Source organism: Streptomyces sp. NPDC031445, from assembly GCF_055581365.1.
Genome location: NZ_JBVIJO010000004.1, coordinates 282,155 through 300,648 on the forward strand (window position 1 = coordinate 282,155; position 18,494 = coordinate 300,648).

At 74.0% G+C, this 18,494-nt stretch carries 15 protein-coding genes; 12 read left to right on the forward strand and 3 right to left on the reverse strand.

The window, feature by feature from the left end; translation table 11 throughout:
- Positions 1-31: 31 nt before the first annotated feature.
- The 6 genes from ACZ5DC_RS14010 to ACZ5DC_RS14035 all read left to right on the forward strand — a co-directional run bounded on the left by ACZ5DC_RS14010 (position 32) and on the right by ACZ5DC_RS14035 (position 6,610).
- On the forward strand, positions 32-886 hold the full coding sequence (locus tag ACZ5DC_RS14010; RefSeq protein WP_468652445.1) for a bifunctional methylenetetrahydrofolate dehydrogenase/methenyltetrahydrofolate cyclohydrolase: 855 nt from the start codon (positions 32-34) through the stop codon (positions 884-886).
- Positions 876-1,349 carry a DUF3017 domain-containing protein gene (locus tag ACZ5DC_RS14015; RefSeq protein ID WP_468652447.1) on the forward strand — a complete coding sequence of 158 codons (474 nt, stop codon included), beginning with the start codon at positions 876-878 and terminating at the stop codon, positions 1,347-1,349. Before ACZ5DC_RS14010 ends, ACZ5DC_RS14015 begins: the two co-directional genes overlap by 11 nt.
- Positions 1,350-1,563: 214 nt before the next feature.
- Complete coding sequence (locus ACZ5DC_RS14020; protein ID WP_468652449.1) at positions 1,564-2,733, forward strand: sensor histidine kinase; 1,170 nt, start codon at positions 1,564-1,566, stop codon at positions 2,731-2,733.
- Positions 2,734-2,767: 34 nt separating this feature from the next.
- The gene (locus tag ACZ5DC_RS14025) at positions 2,768-3,433 is read left to right on the forward strand and encodes a response regulator (RefSeq protein ID WP_468652451.1); all 666 of its coding nucleotides are present in this window, start codon (positions 2,768-2,770) and stop codon (positions 3,431-3,433) included.
- Between the two features lie 83 nt (positions 3,434-3,516).
- Positions 3,517-5,250, forward strand: a complete 1,734-nt coding sequence (locus tag ACZ5DC_RS14030; RefSeq protein WP_468652453.1) for a helix-turn-helix domain-containing protein — start codon at positions 3,517-3,519, stop codon at positions 5,248-5,250.
- 370 nt (positions 5,251-5,620) lie between these two features.
- Positions 5,621-6,610: a malate dehydrogenase gene (locus ACZ5DC_RS14035; protein ID WP_468652455.1), complete on the forward strand. Its 990-nt coding sequence runs from the start codon at positions 5,621-5,623 to the stop codon at positions 6,608-6,610.
- Between the two features lie 251 nt (positions 6,611-6,861).
- Here ACZ5DC_RS14035 and ACZ5DC_RS14040 read toward each other — a convergent pair whose 3' ends face one another.
- Positions 6,862-7,710: a hypothetical protein gene (locus ACZ5DC_RS14040; RefSeq protein ID WP_468652457.1), complete on the reverse strand. Its 849-nt coding sequence runs from the start codon at positions 7,708-7,710 to the stop codon at positions 6,862-6,864.
- A 190-nt stretch (positions 7,711-7,900) separates the two neighbouring features.
- On the opposite strand from ACZ5DC_RS14040, the gene ACZ5DC_RS14045 reads away from it, so the two are divergent.
- From ACZ5DC_RS14045 to ACZ5DC_RS14065, 5 genes are read left to right on the forward strand one after another with little or no spacing between them, the layout of a single operon-like run.
- Positions 7,901-9,421 carry an aldehyde dehydrogenase family protein gene (locus ACZ5DC_RS14045; RefSeq protein ID WP_468652459.1) on the forward strand — a complete coding sequence of 507 codons (1,521 nt, stop codon included), beginning with the start codon at positions 7,901-7,903 and terminating at the stop codon, positions 9,419-9,421.
- Between the two features lie 45 nt (positions 9,422-9,466).
- A complete protein-coding gene (locus tag ACZ5DC_RS14050) occupies positions 9,467-10,996 on the forward strand; it encodes a GMC family oxidoreductase (RefSeq protein ID WP_468652461.1) in 1,530 nt (509 codons plus the stop codon).
- Positions 10,993-12,192: a quaternary amine ABC transporter ATP-binding protein gene (locus ACZ5DC_RS14055; RefSeq protein ID WP_468652462.1), complete on the forward strand. Its 1,200-nt coding sequence runs from the start codon at positions 10,993-10,995 to the stop codon at positions 12,190-12,192. Before ACZ5DC_RS14050 ends, ACZ5DC_RS14055 begins: the two co-directional genes overlap by 4 nt.
- Entirely contained in the window at positions 12,192-14,126 is a 1,935-nt protein-coding gene (locus tag ACZ5DC_RS14060; RefSeq protein WP_468652464.1) for an ABC transporter permease, read from the forward strand. The genes ACZ5DC_RS14055 and ACZ5DC_RS14060 overlap by 1 nt, the downstream gene beginning before the upstream one ends.
- A 1-nt stretch (position 14,127) precedes the next feature.
- Positions 14,128-15,081, forward strand: coding sequence for an ABC transporter substrate-binding protein (locus tag ACZ5DC_RS14065; protein WP_366748644.1), 954 nt, complete (start codon positions 14,128-14,130; stop codon positions 15,079-15,081).
- A 99-nt stretch (positions 15,082-15,180) separates the two neighbouring features.
- Here the strand turns inward: ACZ5DC_RS14065 and ACZ5DC_RS14070 are convergent, their stop codons facing one another.
- Entirely contained in the window at positions 15,181-15,681 is a 501-nt protein-coding gene (locus ACZ5DC_RS14070) for a carboxymuconolactone decarboxylase family protein (RefSeq protein WP_468652466.1), read from the reverse strand.
- Between the two features lie 46 nt (positions 15,682-15,727).
- Between ACZ5DC_RS14070 and pdxR the strand changes: the two genes are divergently transcribed.
- Entirely contained in the window at positions 15,728-17,146 is a 1,419-nt protein-coding gene (gene pdxR / locus ACZ5DC_RS14075; RefSeq protein WP_468652468.1) for a MocR-like pyridoxine biosynthesis transcription factor PdxR, read from the forward strand.
- 446 nt (positions 17,147-17,592) lie between these two features.
- Here the strand turns inward: pdxR and ACZ5DC_RS14080 are convergent, their stop codons facing one another.
- The gene (locus tag ACZ5DC_RS14080) at positions 17,593-18,411 is read right to left on the reverse strand and encodes a hypothetical protein (protein WP_468652802.1); all 819 of its coding nucleotides are present in this window, start codon (positions 18,409-18,411) and stop codon (positions 17,593-17,595) included.
- Positions 18,412-18,494 lie beyond the last annotated feature (83 nt).

Sequence of the window (18,494 nt, forward strand, 5' to 3'; positions counted from 1 at the left end):
CCGGGGCCGGGTCATCCGCGAGGATGGGACCATGACCGCCCAGATTCTCGATGGCAAGGCCACCGCAGCCGAGATCAAGTCCGATCTGACCGCCCGCGTGGCGGCGCTGAAGGAGAAGGGCGTCACGCCCGGCCTCGGCACGATCCTGGTCGGGGACGACCCCGGCAGCCAGAAGTACGTCGCCGGCAAGCACCGCGACTGCGCCCAGGTGGGCATCGCCTCCATCCAGCGCGAACTGCCCGCCACCGCCTCCCAGGAGGAGATCGAGGCGGTCGTCAGCGAGCTGAACGAGGACCCGGCCTGCACCGGCTACATCGTCCAGCTGCCGCTGCCCAAGGGCATCGACGAGAACCGCGTGCTGGAGCTGATGGACCCGGCCAAGGACGCCGACGGCCTGCACCCGATGAACCTCGGCCGCCTCGTGCTGAACGAGCCGGCCCCGCTGCCCTGCACCCCCAACGGCATCCTCACCCTGCTCCGCCGCCACGGCGTGGAGATCAAGGGCGCCGAGGTCGTCGTCGTCGGCCGCGGCGTCACCATCGGCCGCCCGATGCCGCTGCTGCTCACCCGGCGCAGCGAGAACGCCACCGTCACCCAGTGCCACACCGGCACCCGCGACCTCTCCGCGCACCTGAAGCGCGCCGACATCATCATCGCCGCGGCCGGCTCCCCGCACCTGATCCGCGCCGAGGACGTCAAGCCGGGCGCGGCCGTCCTGGACGTCGGCGTCTCCCGCAACGCCGAGGGCAGGATCGTCGGCGACGTCCACCCGGACGTGACCGAGGTGGCCGGCTGGATCTCCCCGAACCCCGGCGGTGTCGGCCCGATGACCCGGGCCCTGCTGCTGGTCAACGTGGTCGAGGCGGCGGAGCGCAGTGCCGGCTGAGGACACCCGCGGGCCCGCGGAACCGACCGTGCGCGACGCGATCAGCGCCCCCGACGCCGAAGGGCGCCCGCGCCGCGTCACCCGCCGCTTCCCGCTGTTCACCAGGGACACCGCCCGCCCCGAGGGCGGCGGCCGGGCCGCGCCCGGCGACGCCCCGGCGCCCGCCCGGCAGTGGCCCCTGCTCGTCGTGCTGTCGGCGGTGGCGCTCGGCCTGCTGGTGACCGCGCTCGACGTGTTCCGCTACGGCACCCTGCTCATCGGCGCCGGCCTGCTGGCCGGGGCCGTCATGCGCTGGATGCTGCCCGGCGTCGGCATGCTCGCCGTCCGCTCCCGCTTCACGGACATCGTCACCTACGGCGTCCTCGGCCTGGCCATCGTGCTGCTCGCGATGATGGCCCAGCCCCACCCGTTGCTCCAGATCCCGTTCCTCAAGGACATCCTGCACTTCACGCTCGACAAGTAGCGCGCACGGTACGGCAGGTGGCCCGCGTCTCCCCCGGGGACGCGGGCCACCGCCGTCCCCCGGCCCCGACACTACGGCCGTCCGCCGCGCACCGCCTCCGCCCCTGGGCCGAACCGCCCTGCCGCCCCGGGGGTACGGCGACCGGGAGCTGCAACTTCCGCGGTACCGCGTGCGATTGACTCCCGCGCCCGGCCGCAGGGGTTACCCTGCGGCGATGCGACCGAGGACCCCCCGCCCGCTCGTCGTCGACACGCTGATCGCGGTGGCCATGGCCGTGGTGGCCGTCCTGGTCGGGCAGGAGTCGCAGTCGCAGGGATGGCTGGAACTCGACGCCCGCGCCTACGCCCTCGTCGCCCTCGCCCACCTCCCGGTCGCCCTGCGCGGCCGCCACCCCCTCGCCGTCTTCGCGGTCGTCGAGACCGCCGCCACCTGCTACATCAGCCTCGGCTACTGGCCGGTCGTGTGCACCTTCGGCGCCATGCTCGCCCTGTACACCGTGGCCTCCGTCCGCCCGCCGCGCACGGCCCTGGCCTGCGCCGCCTGCGCCTCGGCGATCTGGGTGTACGCCGGCCTGGTCAGCCACAGCCCCTCCATGCCGTCCGTGGTCGGCCAGGCCCTGCTCTACAGCTCGGTGCTCGTCTGGTTCGGGTACCTGGCCCGCCGCAGCGCCGAACTCACCCTGCGGCTGCGCGCCGAACACGCCGAGCGGGCCCGGCGCGCGGTCGCCGAGGAACGCGGCCGGATCGCCCGCGAACTGCACGACGTCGTCGCCCACCACATGTCGGTCGTCTCGGTGCAGGCCGGCCTCGCCCGGTTCGTCTTCGACACCGACCCCGCCAAGGCGCGCGGCGCGCTCGGCACCATAGCCGACACCAGCCGCGAGGCCCTGGACGAACTGCGCCGCATGCTCCAGGTGCTGCGCGAGGAGGACCCCGAGGCCCCGCAGCGGGCCCCCATGCCCACCCTGGCCCGGCTCGGCGAACTCGTCGACCGGGTCAGGACCGGCGGCCTGCCCGTGGACCTCCGGGTCGAGGGCACCGCCCGCCCGCTGCCGCCCGGTGTCGAACTGTGCGCCTACCGCGTCGTCCAGGAAGCCCTCACCAACGTCCTCAAACACGCCGGGCCCGCACACGCGCGCGTGGAACTGCGGTACGGAGCCCACGAGCTGACCGTCCGCGTCACCGACGACGGCGAGGGGGCGGATCCGGACAGAATGCCCACAGGGGGCGGTCACGGCTTGATTGGCATGCGGGAGCGGGCCACGCTCTACGGCGGGACGATCAGTGTCGGCCCACGCACCGAGGGCGGCTACGAGGTCCGGCTGACCCTGCCGACCTCGGCCGCCGAACGCGACCGCGGGGGTGCGCGGGAGGCGGAGCGGTAGGGACGGGACACGGCCGGGGGGACGACCGTACGGAATGATCAGAGTGCTCGTCGTGGACGACCAGTTCCTCATCCGCGCCGGACTCGTCGGCCTGCTCGACGCCGCGCCCGGCTTGGAGGTCGTGGGCGAGGCGGGGGACGGCGAGCAGGCCGTACGGCTCGCCGCCGAGACCCGGCCCGACGTCGTCCTCATGGACATCAGGATGCCCGGCGTCAACGGGATCGAGGCCACCGAACGGATCCTCGCCGAGGCCGCCGAACGGCCGCCCCGGGTCCTGGTGCTGACCACCTTCGACCTCGACGAGTACGTGTACGGCGCGCTGCGCGCCGGTGCCTCCGGTTTCCTGCTGAAGGACTCCGGTCCCGAGCGGCTGCTGGCGGCGGTCACGGCGGTCGACGGCGGGGACGCCCTGTTCGCCCCCAGCGTCACCCGGCGCCTGGTGGAGGCCTTCGCCCGCCAGCAGGCGCCCGCCGACACCGCGCCACCGCCCGACCTGGGCGTGCTCACCTCCCGCGAGGTGGAGGTCCTCAGGCTCACCGCCCGGGGCCTGTCCAACCTGGAGATCGCCGACCGCCTCTTCATCAGCGAGGCCACCGTCAAGACCCACCTCAACCGCACCATGACCAAGCTCGGCCTCGGCAGCCGGGCGCAGGCGGTGGTGCTGGCGTACGAGACGGGACTGGTCACCCCTGGCGGTTGACCGCCGCCCTGGCATCCTTTGGGTCAGCGCGTACCGCGCGACCTGCAAGGAAGACGGGGGAAGAGGGGAAGAGGGGGTAGGCGATGCCTCGGTGGAAAGCCCTGCCGGAGGATCTGGACCCGCAGATGAGGGAGCTCACCGTCCGGTTGCGGCAACTGGCCGACCGCGGTGGCCTGAACACGGCGGCCCTGGCCGACCGCACGGGCTACGGCAAGACGTCCTGGGAGCGCTATCTGGGCGGCCGGCTCCTCGCCCCGAAGGGCGCGGTCATCGCCCTCGCCGAGGCCACGGGCGCCGACCCCGGCCCGCTGACCACCCTGTGGGAACGGGCCGAACGCTCCTGGACCCGGGCGGAGTCGAACGACGACCACACGCTCCAGGCCATCGACATCACCGGCTCCCGGGCGGCCCTGGGCGACCTGGCCCACCCGACGAAGAAGACGGCACCCGTACCCGCACCGAAGCCGACGGCCCCGACTGCCGGCACCGGGACGCGCGGCGGTGTGGCCGGGAGCCGGGCCGGGGGGCCGGCTGACGGTGCGGCCGGGGGTGTGTCCGCGGGAGCGGCCGGTGTGGCCGGGAGCCGGGCCGCGGGGGCCGCCGGGGGCACGTCCGTCGGTGTGGCCGGGAGCGTGTCCGGGGGGTCGGGCGGCCGGAAGGGCGCCGGTGCGGGTGAGGGCGGTGGCCTCGCGGCCGCGCTGGGGATCACCGGTTCCGCCGCTGTCCCGCCGAAGATCCCGGCCCAGCCGACCGCCTCGGAGGCCCCCGGAAACCGCACCGGCGCGCCGGACCGCACGGGCACCGGCGGCGACGGCGGCTCGGCCACGGCGGGGGAGAGCGGCCGGGGTACGGCGCCGGACGCCGGCCCGGACGCCGGTGACGGCGCCGGCACCGCGTCCCCCGCTGACGTGAGCGCGACGTCCCCCGCTGATTCCCCTACCGCGTCCGGCGATGACGATCCGCCCGTCAAGAACTCCTGGGGAGTGGCCGGTTACCGGGGTCCGTCGAAGGCGAGCGTCCGCCCGGGCCCCCGGCCGGGCCCGGCGCGGACTCCGCCCTCCTCGCCCCCGAGTCCGGACACGCCCGCCCGGACCCCGGGCCCGACTGCCGGAGCACCGGGCGCGCCCGCCCGGTTCCCGGACGCCGCCGGCGGAGGCCCGAACACCTCCGTCTGGCCCCCGGGCCTCACCGTCAGAACCCCGGCCGTGCCTCCCCGCACCCCGGGCCCCGCCACGGGCGCCCCGACCACCGCCCTCCGCACCCCGGCCACCCCCGCCCGCACCCCGGGTATCCCCGGCGGAGCCGCCGGAGGCCGGCGGTGGTCCGTGCACCGGCAGCAGGTGGTGATGTTCTTCGCGGGGCTCGTCGGGGTCGGCGTGCTCATCACCGGGGTCCTCTTCCTCACCCATCGGGACGGGAACCCGGACGCGGGCGCCCGTACGTCACCCTCCCCGTCCGCCCCCGCACGGCCGAGCCCGCCCCCCGGCGTGAAGTGCGTCGGCGCCTCCTGCACCGGCAAGGACGCGGAGACCATGGGGTGCAGCGGCGACCTGGTGAGCACCGTGAAGACCGCCACCGTCGGCACCACCACCCTGGAGGTCCGCTACAGCAAGGTGTGCGGCACGGCCTGGGGCCGGATCACCAGCGGCGTGCCGGGCGACGCCGTACGGGTGACCGTGGGCAAGGTCCGCCAGACGGGTGACATCACCGCCGTGGGGGACACCATCGGCTACACCCCGATGGTCGCCGTGCACGACCCGGCACAGGCCACGGCCTGCGCCACGCTCGCCTCGGGCGAGACCGGCTGCACCGACTGAACGCGGCGGCCGGGGGGCGGCGGGGCGGAAGAAGCGGAAGGGGAATTTCCAAAGACGGCGCATACCCGGCCGGATCCTGGGCACGCGACCGGTGTTCCCCCCACGGGAGTCCGGCACGCCGGCACCCCCACCGGCGGCCGTCTCCGTCCCCTCCTCTCCCGGACGGACGGCCGCCTTTTCGCACCCCTCCGCACCGCGCCCGGCAGGTGATACGTCCCCTGATCCCCTTGTGGGGTGAGCCACACAGCCCCGGACGTCTCACCTGCCGGATGCGCGATAGCCTGACCGCTGGATCTCTCTTGACGCCAAGAGATCGATCATCCGCCCGGGGCAGGGACGCCCCACCGCCAGCTGTCATACGGAGAACGCCATGACCCGCACTCCCGTGAACGTCACCGTCACCGGCGCGGCCGGCCAGATCGGTTACGCCCTGCTCTTCCGCATCGCCTCGGGCCAGCTGCTCGGCGCGGACGTGCCGGTCCGCCTGCGCCTCCTTGAGATCACCCCGGCCCTCAAGGCCGCCGAGGGCACGGCGATGGAGCTGGACGACTGCGCCTTCCCGCTGCTCCAGGGCATCGACATCACCGACGACCCGAACGTCGCGTTCGACGGCGCCAACGTGGCCCTGCTGGTGGGCGCCCGTCCGCGCACCAAGGGCATGGAGCGCGGTGACCTGCTGGAGGCCAACGGCGGCATCTTCAAGCCGCAGGGCAAGGCCATCAACGACCACGCGGCGGACGACATCAGGGTCCTCGTCGTCGGCAACCCGGCCAACACCAACGCGCTCATCGCGCAGGCCGCCGCCCCGGACGTCCCGGCCGAGCGCTTCACCGCGATGACCCGTCTGGACCACAACCGCGCCCTGACCCAGCTGGCGAAGAAGACGGGCAGCAGCGTCTCCGACATCAAGCGGCTCACCATCTGGGGCAACCACTCCGCCACCCAGTACCCGGACGTCTTCCACGCCACGGTCGCCGGCAAGAACGCCGCCGAGGTCGTGAACGACGAGAAGTGGCTGGCCGAGGAGTTCATCCCGACCGTCGCCAAGCGCGGTGCGGCGATCATCGAGGCCCGTGGCGCGTCCTCCGCCGCCTCCGCCGCCAACGCCGCGATCGACCACGTCCACACCTGGGTCAACGGCACCGCCGAGGGCGACTGGACCTCCATGGGCATCCCGTCGGACGGCTCCTACGGCGTCCCGGAGGGCCTGATCTCCTCCTTCCCGGTCACCTGCAAGGACGGCAAGTACGAGATCGTCCAGGGCCTGGACGTCAACGAGTTCTCCCGCGCCCGCATCGACGCCTCCGTCAAGGAGCTCGAGGAGGAGCGCGAGGCGGTCCGCGGCCTCGGCCTCATCTGATCCGACGTGGTGCGATCCGGCGCCGGTGCGCTATAGTTGATCACGCACCGGCCGCCGGAAAACCCGGCACCAGGTGATGCGTTGGTGGTCCAAGGAAAGACGCCCCGCTTCCTGCGGGGAGATGCAGGTGCAAGGCCTGCCCGGCGCTCCATGTACGAGGTCCCCTTCCGCGACGGCGGAGGGGGACCTCGTTCGTTGTCCCCCTCGCTGCCCTCCCGTGCGGCCACGCACGGGAACTGACGCCCCGTCGGTCAGGTCTGTCCCAGTGCGCGCTGGAGTTCGGAGAAGTCCACGGACTGCGCCGGGGCCGGAGTGGCGGACGGGACCGGCTCGTCGTAGCCCGTGAAGGTCAGGTCCTGGTCGGTGCCGGCGCCCTGGTGCGTGGCCCGGACCAGGCGGTGCGGGCCGGCCGCGGTGACGTAGAGGGTGATCCTCCTCCCGCCGTGCTCGGTGCCGGTCAGCGGGATCACCTTCGTGCCGCCGATCCTCGTCTCCTTGCCCTCGGTCAGCGCGGTGTCCGGGGACGACTCGGCGGCGGCCTCCTTCTGGAAGGCGGCCAGGTCGCAGGTGCCGGACAAGCCCCGCAGCACGCCCTGCTTCGTGGAGCCGTGCAGATAGCGGTTCTTCAGACGCGCGACCACGGCATCGCCTTGGTGGTCCGGCAGCTGCGTCTTCCAGAAGGCGGTGTCCGGCTTCATCCACACCTGGTCGCCCCGCTTGACCAGGGCGACGCTGCCGCCGCCGTCGCCCATGACCAGCCTGCCCACGCAGTTGCCGCCGCGGTCGAGCGCCAGCTCCAGCGAGGCCGGGGCGCTCCGGTCGTCGCGGGCACGGTGATCCGTGAACCTGACGCGCACCGAGCGTGCCCTGAGCAGATGGCCGCGGGCCTCGTCCGCCAGGGCGCGGGCGCTCGGGCCGTCGCGGGCGGGGGTCCGCGGGCCGCCGGAACCGGAACGTGCCGCGGCCGGCGCAGCGGGTGCCGTGGCGGCCGGAGCGGAAGCCGCGGCGGGCGCTGCGGGGGCCGTATCCGGCAGCGCGAGCGGGGTCAGCAGGGCCGCGGTGATGCTTGCCCCCGCACAGAGTCGCGATCCGTGAGCCATCGCGCCACCTTCCGACGCCCCTTCTCACCCTACGTTTGTCGCTTTTCAGCCGCATTTTCAGTGACGCAGCACACTTTCGGCCACCGATTGCGCATGCGACGCACGGGCTCCGGGCAGGCGGCGACGGTCCCCAGCCGAGACGGCTCCGTCACGCAGGGGAACGGATCAAAAACGGAAGGCAGCACCGATCATGGCGGACAGAACGGAACGACACGCCCGCGCGACCATCCACGCGGGCGGCGAGTGGCTGGCGGCGATCTCCGGCGCGACCCGGGAGATCCTCGACCCCGCGGACGCCCGGCCGTTCGCCGTGGTCGCCGAGGGCGACGAGAAGGACGCCGAACGCGCGGTGGCCGCCGCCCGGCACGCCTTCGACGAGGGGCCCTGGCCGCGCACCCCGGTCGCCGAGCGCGCCGCCCTGCTGCGCCGGGTCGCCGACCTGCTGGTGCGCGACCGCGAGGAACTCGGCCTGCTGGAGAGCCGGGACGCGGGCAAGACCGCCGAGGAGGGCCGCGTCGACATCGACTGTGTCGCCGACGCCTTCCGCTACTTCGCCGACCTGGTCGCCACCGAGGCCCCGGGCCGGGTCGTCGACGCGGGCTCGCCCGACATCCACAGCGTGGTCGTCCACGAGCCGGTCGGCGTCTGCGCGCTGATCACCCCCTGGAACTACCCGCTCCTCCAGGCCAGCTGGAAGGTCGCCCCCGCGCTCGCCGCCGGCAACACCTTCGTCATCAAGCCCAGCGAGATCACCCCGATGACCACCATCGCGCTGATCGAGCTGCTGGCCGAGGCCGGCCTGCCCGCGGGCGTGGCCAACCTCGTCACCGGCCCCGGCCACACGGTCGGCGCCCGGCTCGCCGAGCACCCCGACGTCGACCTGGTCTCCTTCACCGGCGGCCTGGTCAGCGGCACCAAGGTCGCCCAGGCCGCCGCGCCCACCGTCAAGAAGGTCGCCCTGGAACTCGGCGGCAAGAACCCCAACGTGGTCTTCGCCGACGCCTGCGCCACCGAGGAGGGCTTCGACACCGCCGTCGACCAGGCCCTCAACGCGGCCTTCATCCACAGCGGCCAGGTCTGCTCGGCCGGCGCCCGCCTCATCGTCGAGGAGCCGGTCAGCGAGCGCTTCGTCGCCGAACTCGCCCGCCGCGCCGCGAAGATCCGCCTGGGCCGCGGCACCGAGGAGGGCGTCGAGTGCGGCCCGCTCGTCTCCGAGCAGCAGCGCGCCAAGGTCGAGGCGTACGTCGCCTCCGCGCTCGAGGAGGGCGCCGTGCTGCGCTGCGGCGGCAAGCGGCCGGAGCCGTCGCCGCAGCGCCCCGAGGGCGGTTACTTCTACGAGCCGACCGTCCTCGACGCCTGCCACCGCGAGATGCGGGTCGTCCGCGAGGAGGTCTTCGGCCCGGTCCTCACCGTCGAGACCTTCCGCACCGAGGAAGAGGCCGTCCGCCTCGCCAACGACACCGAGTACGGCCTCGCGGGCGCCGTCTGGACGCGTGACGCCGGCCGGGCCCGCAGGGTCGCCGCCCGGCTGCGCCACGGCACCGTCTGGATCAACGACTTCCACCCCTACCTGCCGCAGGCGGAGTGGGGCGGCTTCGGCAGGAGCGGCACCGGCCGCGAGCTGGGCCCCGCCGGCCTCGCCGAGTACCGCGAGACCAAGCACGTCTACCAGAACCTCGCGCCCGAGCCGGTGCGCTGGTTCGCCGGCTGAGCCCCGTCCCGCAAGCAGTACGTCCCCACCTGGAGCAGCACCCCCATGTCCCACACCACCCACGTCTACGACTACGTCGTCATCGGCGGCGGCACGGCGGGCTCCGTCATCGCCTCCCGCCTCACCGAGAACCCCGACGTCACCGTCGCCGTCATCGAGGGCGGCCCGAGCGACGTCGGCCGCGACGACGTCCTCACCCTGCGCCGCTGGATGGGCCTGCTCGGCGGCGAACTGGACTACGACTACCCGACCGTGGAACAGCCCCGCGGCAACTCCCACATCCGGCACAGCCGCGCCCGCGTCCTCGGCGGCTGCTCCTCGCACAACACCCTCATCTCGTTCAAGCCCCTGCCCTCCGACTGGGACGAGTGGGAGGAGGCCGGCGCCAAGGGCTGGGGCGCCGTCCCCATGGAGGCCTACTTCGCCCGCCTCAAGAACAACATCGTCTCCGTCGACGAGAAGGACCGGAACGCCATCGCCCGCGACTTCGTCGACGCGGCCCGGTCGGCGCTCGGGGTACCCCGCGTCGAGGGCTTCAACCGCGAGCCGTTCACCGAAGGCGTCGGCTTCTTCGACCTCGCCTACCACCCCGAGACCAACAAGCGCTCCTCGGCGTCCGTGGCGTACCTGCACCCGGTGATGGACGAACGCCCCAACCTCCGCATCTTCCTGGAGACCTGGGCGTACCGGCTGGAGCTGGACGGCACCCGCGCCGAGGGCGTCCGCGTGCGCACCAAGGACGGCGAGGAACTGCTGGTCCGCGCCCGCGAGGAGGTCGTCCTGTGCGCGGGCGCCGTCGACTCCCCGCGCCTGCTGCTCCACTCGGGCATCGGCCCCGCCGGGGACCTCGAGGCGCTCGGCATCCCCGTCGTCCACGACCTGCCGGGCGTCGGCGAGAACCTGCTCGACCACCCCGAGTCGGTCATCGTCTGGGAGACCCACGGCCCGATCCCGGAGAACTCCGCGATGGACTCCGACGCGGGCCTGTTCGTCCGCCGCGACCCCGCGCACGCGGGCCCGGACCTGATGTTCCACTTCTACCAGATCCCGTTCACCGACAACCCGGAGCGCCTCGGCTACGAACGCCCGCGCCACGGCGTCTCGATGACCCCGAACATCCCCAAGCCGAAGAGCCGCGGCCGTCTCTACCTGACCAGCGCCGACCCCGCCGTCAAGCCGGCGCTCGACTTCCGCTACTTCACCGACGAGGACGACTACGACGCGCGGACCCTCGTCGACGGCATCCGCATCGCCCGTGAGATCGCCAGGACCGAGCCGCTGGCCGGCTGGCTCAAGCGCGAGGTCTGCCCCGGCCCCGAGATCCTCGGCGACGCCGAGCTGAGCGAGTACGCCCGCAAGGTCGCGCACACCGTCTACCACCCGGCCGGCACCTGCAGGATGGGCGCCGCCGACGACGAACTCGCCGTAGTCGACCCCGAGCTGAGGATCCGGGGCCTCGAAGGCATTCGCATCGCCGACGCGTCCGTCTTCCCGACCATGACCGCCGTGAACCCGATGATCGGGGTGCTCATGGTCGGGGAGAAGGCCGTCGACCTGATCGGAGGTGACCGATGAGTCTCACCGTCCCCACCCGCAAACCGCCCACCACGACCGAGTCCGTCTTCTCGGTGTCCGGACTGTGGAAGGTGTTCGGCCCCCGGCCCGAGCGCGTCCCCGAGGACCCCGCACTCGCCGCGCTGTCCCCCGGCGAACTCCGCTCGCGCACCGGCTGCACGGCCGCCGTCCGGGACGTCTCCTTCGACGTCCGCAAGGGCGAGGTCTTCGTCGTGATGGGCCTGTCCGGCTCCGGCAAGTCCACCCTCGTCCGCTGCCTGACCCGCCTGATCGAGCCGACGGCGGGCACGATCGCCATCGACGGCGAGGACGTCCGCGCGATGGACAAGGCCCGTCTGCGCGAACTGCGCCGGCACCGGGCCGCGATGGTCTTCCAGCACTTCGGCCTCCTCCCGCACCGCACGGTCCTCGACAACGTCGCCTACGGCCTGGAGATCCAGGGCGTCGGCAAGTCCGAACGCCGCGATCGCGCCGCCGAGTTCGTCGCCAAGGTCGGCCTGGGCGGCATGGAGAAGCGCCGCCCCGGCCAGCTCTCCGGCGGCCAGCGCCAGCGGGTGGGCCTCGCCCGGGCGCTGGCCGTGGACCCCGAAGTGCTGCTCTTCGACGAGCCGTTCAGCGCGCTGGACCCCCTCATCCGGCGCGACATGCAGGACGAGGTGACCCGCCTGCACCGCGAGGAGGGCCGCACGATGGTCTTCATCACCCACGACCTCACCGAGGCCCTCAAACTCGGCGACCGCATCGCCCTGATGCGCGACGGCCAGGTGGTCCAGCTGGGCACCCCCGAGGAGATCGTCGGCGACCCGGCCGACGACTACGTCCGCGAGTTCGTCCGGGACGTACCGCGCGAACAGGTGATGACGGCACGCACCGCCATGCGGCCGCTCTGCCCGGACGACACGGAGACCGGCCCGGCGATCCGCCCGGAGGCCACGGTCGCGGAGGCCATCGAGGCGGTGGCCCGGGCCGGCGAACCGGCCCGCGTGATGGACAAGGGCCGCTGCCTCGGCGTCGTGGACCACGAGCGGCTGCTCGGCGTGGTGGCGGGCGTGGGCGCCGCGGCGGCAGGCGGCGCCCCCGACGCGGCCGCGGGCGGTCGTGCCGCCAGGACGGCGCCCGTCCCGCAGAAGCCGGCACCCCGCCGGCGCGGGCGAGCGCCCCAGTCCCCGGCGAGCACCGCCCCGGAGGCCGTCTGATGGCAACGCTCACCGTCCCGACCTCCGGCACGGGCAAACCCCGCGTCCTCAGAAGCCGGGCCGCGGGCAAGCTCCTCCTGCTCGCCCTCCTCACCGCGGTCCTCCTGCCGCTCCTCGACCGCTGGGGAAACGGCTCCTGGCCGCACGCGCTGACCGTCCACCTCGACAAGCCCCTCACCGCCGCGAGCGACTGGGTCATCGACAACCGGGACAGCCACCCCCTGTTCCTGTACTTCTTCGGCTACGTCAGCAACGCCGTCATCTGGGCCGTACGAGCCGTCTACCTCACCCTCCTCGCCGCCGGCTGGGCAGGCGTGACGGCCTTCGCCGCGCTGCTCGCCTGGCGCGTGGCCGGTGTCCGCCTGGCCGCCGGCACGGCCGTCGCCTTCCTCGCCTGCGGCGCCCTCGGCATGTGGGTGCCGACCATGCAGACCCTCGCGCTGATGGTCGTGGCGGTCCTCGCCTCCGTCGCCGTCGGCGCGCTCCTCGGTCTCGGCGCCGGTCTCTCCGACCGCCTGGACCGCGCCCTGCGCCCGGTCCTGGACACCATGCAGGTGCTCCCGGCCTTCGCCTACCTCCTCCCCGTCGTCCTGGTCTTCGGCATCGGCGTCCCCGCGGCCGTCCTCGCCACCGTCGTCTACGCCGCCCCGCCGATGGCCCGCCTCACCGCGCTCGGCCTGCGCGGCGCCGACCCCGAGGTCCTGGAGGCCGTGGAGTCGCTCGGCGCGACCCGTCGCCAGCGGCTGCTGACGGCCCGCATCCCGCTGGCCCGCAAGGAACTCCTCCTCGGCCTCAACCAGACGATCATGATGGCGCTGTCCATGGCCGTGATCGCCGCCGTCATCGGCGCCGGCGGCCTCGGCGACCGCGTCTACCAGGCCCTCGCCTCGGTCGACGTCGGCGCCGCCCTCGCGGCCGGCATCCCGATCGTGCTGCTCGCGGTCGTCCTGGACCGCGTGACCGCCGCCGCCGGGGACGGCACGACCCGGCCCCGCACGATCGGCTGGCCGTACGCCCTCGCCGTCACCGTGGCCGTCGCCCTCGCCACCCGTCTCCTCGGCGCGCCGGACTGGCCCGGCGGCTGGACCCTGGGCATCGCCGAGCCGGTCAACCGGGCCGTCGACTGGATGACCGCCCACCTGTACTCCGGCGTCCCGGTCGTCGGCGGCACCGCCGACTGGGCGGGCCACTTCACCACCTGGGTCCTGGACCCCGTACGCGACGGCCTGCAGTGGCTGCCCTGGTGGTCGGTGCTGCTCGTCGTCGCCGCCCTTGCCTGGCTGATCGGCACCTGGCGCACCGCGCTGACCGCCGTCCTCGCCATGGCCGCGATCGGTGTCCTCGGCGTCTGGGAGCCGTCGCTCGACACCCTCTCCCAGGTGCTGGCCGCCGTCGCCGTCACCCTCGTCCTGGGCTTCGCGACCGGCATCGCCGCCGCCCGCAGCGACCGCGTCGAACGCGTCCTGCGCCCGGTCCTGGACGTCTTCCAGACGATGCCGCAGTTCGTGTACCTGATCCCGGTCGTCGCCCTGTTCGGCGTGGGCCGCGCCCCCGCCGTCGCCGCGGCCGTCGTCTACGCCCTGCCGGCCGTCGTCCGGATCACCGCGCAGGGCCTGCGCCAGGTCGACCAGGCCGCGCTGGAGTCGGCGCGCTCGCTGGGCGCCACCGGCCGCCAGCAGCTGTGGCAGGTCCAGCTCCCGCTGGCCCGGCGCGCGCTGCTGCTCGCCGTCAACCAGGGCGTGGTGCTGGTCCTCGCCGTCGTCATCATCGGCGGCCTGGTCGGCGGCGGCGCCCTCGGCTACGACGTCGCCTTCGGTCTCGCCCAGGGCGACCTGGCGACCGGCCTGGTCGCCGGTGCCGCCATCGTCTGCCTGGGCCTGATGCTGGACCGGGTGACCCAGCCGACCGAGCGGCGCCCGAAGAAGGGAGCCTGACATGCGACGCCGTACGACCGCCCTGGTGGGCTCGCTGGTGCTGCTGACCGCGACCGGCTGCGGTGCCGCCGACATGACCAAGCAGGCCTCGCCCTTCGCGAACGCCGGGGGCACGAAGTCGGTCACCCTGTCGGTGCAGTCCTGGGTGGGCGCGCAGTCCGACGCGGCCGTCGCCCAGTACATCCTCCAGCACAAGCTCGGCTACCGCGTGGACACCGTCCAGATCGACGAGGTGCCCGCCTGGGACGCGCTCAGCCAGGGCAGGGTCGACGCCCTCCTGGAGGACTGGGGCCACCCGGACCAGGAGAAGCGGTACGTCCAGGACAAGAAGACGATCGTGCGCGGCGGCGGGCTCGGGGTGACCGGGCACATCGGCTGGTTCGTGCCGACGTACCTCGCCAAGGAGCACCCGGACATCACCGACTGGCGGAACCTGAACAAGTACGCCTCGCTCTTCCGCACCGCGGAGAGCGGCGGCAAGGGCCAGCTGATGGACGGCTCGCCGTCCTACGTCACCAACGACAAGGCGCTGGTGAAGAACCTGAAGCTGGACTACCAGGTGGTCTTCGCCGGTTCCGAGGCGGCCCAGATCACCCAGATGAAGCAGTTCGCCAAGGACAAGAAGCCCTTCCTGACCTACTGGTACTCGCCCCAGTGGCTGTTCGAGAAGGTGCCGATGACGGAGGTGAAGCTGCCGCCGTACAAGGAGGGCTGCGACGCGGACGCGGCCGAGGTGGCCTGCTCCTACCCGCACACCCCGCTCCAGAAGTACCTCAACGCCGGCTTCGCGAAGTCCGGCGGGAAGGCCGCGGCCTTCCTGAAGAAGTTCCGGTGGACCACCGAGGACCAGAACGAGGTCTCCCTGATGATCGCCGAACAGAAGCTGGACCCGCAGGAGGCGGCCCAGAAGTGGGTGGACAGCCACCCCGCCGTGTGGAAGAAGTGGCTGTCCTGACCTGCGCCGGGCCGGCGGGCCGCCGGCGGTCTCCCGCGGCGCGCCCCCGGCCCGCAGCCGCCGGCACCGGCACGTCCCCGGCCCGCGCCGGGCCACGGCTCAGCCGTGCTGGCCGGGCTGGTAGTGGCCCGGGGTCATCCGGAAGGTCACGCCGAACCGGTTCCAGGCGTTGATCACCGTGATCGCGGCGACGAGCTGGGCCAGCTCGGCCCCCTCGAAGTGCCCGGCGGCCCGCTCGTACACCTCCTCCGGCACGAAGCCGTCCGTGAGCACGGTGACGGCCTCGGTCAGCTCGATCGCGGCCAGTTCCTTCTCGGTGTAGAAGTGCCGGGACTCCTGCCAGGCGCTGAGCTGCACGATCCGCTCGACGCTCTCACCGGCGGCGAGGGCGTCCTTGGTGTGCATGTCCAGGCAGAACGCGCAGTGGTTGAGCTGCGAGGCGCGGATCTTCACCAGCTCGTACAGCTTGGGGTCCAGTCCCCGCCTCGCGACGCTGTCCAGGCGGACCATGGCCTTGTAGACGTCGGGGGCGTGCTCGGTCCAGGGCAGGCGCGGGGCTTCTTCGGCGGCGTACGCGACGGTTTCCTGTGCAGTGGTCATGCCTCGACCCTAGGAGCGAGGCAGCCCAGGAGTATGGTCCATTTCCATGGCGGAATCATGGGCCACTCTGGGCGTCGACCTGCACCTCGAACCGGGCTCGGGCGGCCTGCGCCGGGGTCTGACCGACGCCCTGCGCGACGCGGTCCGCTCCGGCCGGCTCGCGCCCGGCACCCGGCTGCCGTCCTCCCGCTCCCTGGCCGCCGACCTCGGCATCGCCCGCAACACCGTCGCCGAGGCCTACGCCGACCTGGTCGCGGAGGGCTGGCTCACGGCCCGCCAGGGCTCCGGCACCCGAGTGGCACCCGGCACGCCCCCCGGCACCCGCACCCCCTCCGCCCCCGCACGGCCCCCCGGCACCGCCCCGGCGACCTCCCACCGCGCCCCCACCCGTCCGCTCCACGACCTCGTCCCCGGCATCCCCGACCTCGCCGCCTTCCCGCGCACCGAGTGGCTGAAGGCCACCCGCCGGGCCCTGGCCACGGCCCCCTTCCACGCCCTCGGCTACGGCGACCCGCGCGGCCGCCCCGAACTGCGCACCGCCCTCGTCGGCTACCTCGCCCGCGCCCGCGGGGTGCGCACCGACCCCGACGCGATCCTGGTCACCGCGGGTTTCTCGCACGCCCTAGCCCTCCTCGGCACGGTGCTGCGGGCCCGCGGGGTGCGGACGGTGGCCGTGGAGTCGTACGGCCTCGACGTCCACTGGGGGCTGCTGCGCCGCGCGGGCATGGCCACGCCCGCGCTGCCGTACGACGCGCTGGGCACCGATCCCGTCGTGCCGCGGACCGCCGGCGCGGTGCTGCTGACCCCGGCGCACCAGTTCCCCATGGGCACCGCCCTGCATCCCGACCGGCGGGCCGCCGTGGTCGCCTGGGCCCGGCGCACCGGCGGGCTGGTCCTGGAGGACGACTACGACGGCGAGTTCCGCTACGACCGCCAGCCCGTCGGCGCCCTCCAGGGGCTCGCCCCCGACCGGGTCGTCTACCTCGGCACGGCCAGCAAGTCCCTCGCGCCCGGGCTGCGGCTGGGCTGGATGGTGCTCCCGCCGGCCCTCGCCGCGGAGGCGGCGCGGGCCAAGGGCCAGGCCGACACCGTCGGAGTCCTGGAACAGCTCACCCTCGCGGAGTTCCTCACCTCCGGCGCGTACGACCGCCACGTCCGCTCCTCCCGCCTGCGCTACCGGCGCCGCCGCGACGCCCTCGCCACCGCCGTCGCCGAGCGGGCACCGGAGGTGGAGGTCACGGGGATCGCGGCCGGCCTGCACGCGGTGCTGCGGCTCCCGCCCGGCACGGAGGAGTCGGTGGTCCAGGCCGCGGCATGGCAGGGTCTGGCCCTGCACGGCCTCACCCACCACCGCCACCCCGAGGCCGTCACCGAGCCCCTGGACGCCCTGGTCGTGGGCTACGGCACCCCACCGGACAGCGCGTGGTCGGGAGCACTGGAGGCGCTGTGCCGGGTACTGCCTTGAGAAGGGGCAGGCGGAACAGGGGCGCGGGGAACTGCGCGCTCAGCCACCCGCAGGCCGTGCCCGCCGGACGGACCGGACCCCCGCCCCCGTGAGGCGCACGGCGCCTACCCCTCCGGGGCCTCCCCGAGGCGCGCGGGCGTCAGCGTCCCCGCCCTGTGAGGCGCACGGCACCTACTCCGCCGGGGCCTTTCCGAGCCGCGCGGGCGTCAGCGTCCCCGCTCCGTGAGGCGTACGGCACCTACTCCGCCGGGGTCTTTCCGAGGCGCGCGGGCGTCAGCGCTTCCGCTCCGTGAGGCGCACGGCACCTACTCCGCCGGGGTCTTTCCGAGCCGCGCGGGCGTCAGCGTCCCCGCCCTGTGAGGTGCACGGCACCTACTCCGCCGGGGCCTCCCCGAGCAGCGCCGGCGTCAGCGTTCCCCGCCTCCGCCCCGCGAGGCGCGCCGCGCCTATTCCGCCGGGGCCTCCCCGAACCGTGCCAGCGCCAGCGCTCCCGCGACGGCCACCGCGAAGCCCAGCGCCGCGAGCCACCCCAGCCCCTCCCGCGTACGGTCCCCGAGCCAGACCACCCCCACCGCGGCCGGCCCGATCGTCTCGCCGAGCACCATCCCGGCCGTCGCGGTCGTCACCGAGCCCCGCTGGAGTGCCGAGGTGAGCAGCAGGAACGCGGCGCCGCCACCGAGCAGCAGCGCGTAGGCGGCGGGGTTGCCCAGCAGATGCCCCGGCCGCAGCGAGTCGATCAGCCGTACCGCGACCTCCACCACCCCGAACCCGAACCCGGCGCCGAGCCCCAGCAGCAGCGCCCGGGTCCGGCCGGACAGGCGCCCGCCGACCCCGCCGAGCAGCAGCACGCCCACCGCCGCCGCGACCATGGCGTACCGCAGCCAGTCCGGCCCGCCCCGGTCGCCCTCGGTGCCCGAGGCCAGCCCCAGCATCGCGAGCCCCGCGCACACCACGCCCACGGCGGCCCACTCCACCCCGCTCAGCCGGACCCGCAGCAGCCGCGCCGCCACCACAGCCGTCACCGCGAGGCTGGCCGCCAGCGCGGCGCCCACCGCGTAGATCGGCACCGAGCGCAGGGCCGCGATCTGGAGCAGGAACCCCAGCCCGTCCAGCGCGAGACCGGCGAGGTACCGCCACTGCCGCAGCGCCCGCAGCAGCAGCGCCGCGTCCCCGCCACCCCCCTCGGCGCCCGCCGCCCGCGCGGCCACCGCCTGCAACACCGTCGCCGTACCGAAGCAGACCGCCGCACCAAGGGCGCACACCATTCCAAACAGCACGAAGTGACTCTAGGGGAGGGGCAGATGAAAGACCCACCGGGGGGAACACTCACACCGATCTCTAGGCTGGC

Bases quoted from the DNA above. Each gene is read 5' to 3' on its own strand.
- ACZ5DC_RS14060 (WP_468652464.1), top strand. From the start codon at position 12,192: ATGGCAACGCTCACCGTCCCGACCTCCGGCACGGGCAAACCCCGCGTC.
- ACZ5DC_RS14010 (WP_468652445.1), top strand. From the start codon at position 32: ATGACCGCCCAGATTCTCGATGGCAAGGCCACCGCAGCCGAGATCAAG.
- ACZ5DC_RS14025 (WP_468652451.1), top strand. From the start codon at position 2,768: ATGATCAGAGTGCTCGTCGTGGACGACCAGTTCCTCATCCGCGCCGGA.
- ACZ5DC_RS14055 (WP_468652462.1), top strand. From the start codon at position 10,993: ATGAGTCTCACCGTCCCCACCCGCAAACCGCCCACCACGACCGAGTCC.
- ACZ5DC_RS14030 (WP_468652453.1), top strand. From the start codon at position 3,517: ATGCCTCGGTGGAAAGCCCTGCCGGAGGATCTGGACCCGCAGATGAGG.
- ACZ5DC_RS14080 (WP_468652802.1), bottom strand. From the start codon at position 18,411: ATGGTGTGCGCCCTTGGTGCGGCGGTCTGCTTCGGTACGGCGACGGTG.
- ACZ5DC_RS14020 (WP_468652449.1), top strand. From the start codon at position 1,564: ATGCGACCGAGGACCCCCCGCCCGCTCGTCGTCGACACGCTGATCGCG.
- ACZ5DC_RS14040 (WP_468652457.1), bottom strand. From the start codon at position 7,710: ATGGCTCACGGATCGCGACTCTGTGCGGGGGCAAGCATCACCGCGGCC.
- ACZ5DC_RS14050 (WP_468652461.1), top strand. From the start codon at position 9,467: ATGTCCCACACCACCCACGTCTACGACTACGTCGTCATCGGCGGCGGC.
- pdxR (WP_468652468.1), top strand. From the start codon at position 15,728: ATGGCGGAATCATGGGCCACTCTGGGCGTCGACCTGCACCTCGAACCG.
- ACZ5DC_RS14065 (WP_366748644.1), top strand. From the start codon at position 14,128: ATGCGACGCCGTACGACCGCCCTGGTGGGCTCGCTGGTGCTGCTGACC.
- ACZ5DC_RS14035 (WP_468652455.1), top strand. From the start codon at position 5,621: ATGACCCGCACTCCCGTGAACGTCACCGTCACCGGCGCGGCCGGCCAG.
- ACZ5DC_RS14070 (WP_468652466.1), bottom strand. From the start codon at position 15,681: ATGACCACTGCACAGGAAACCGTCGCGTACGCCGCCGAAGAAGCCCCG.
- ACZ5DC_RS14045 (WP_468652459.1), top strand. From the start codon at position 7,901: ATGGCGGACAGAACGGAACGACACGCCCGCGCGACCATCCACGCGGGC.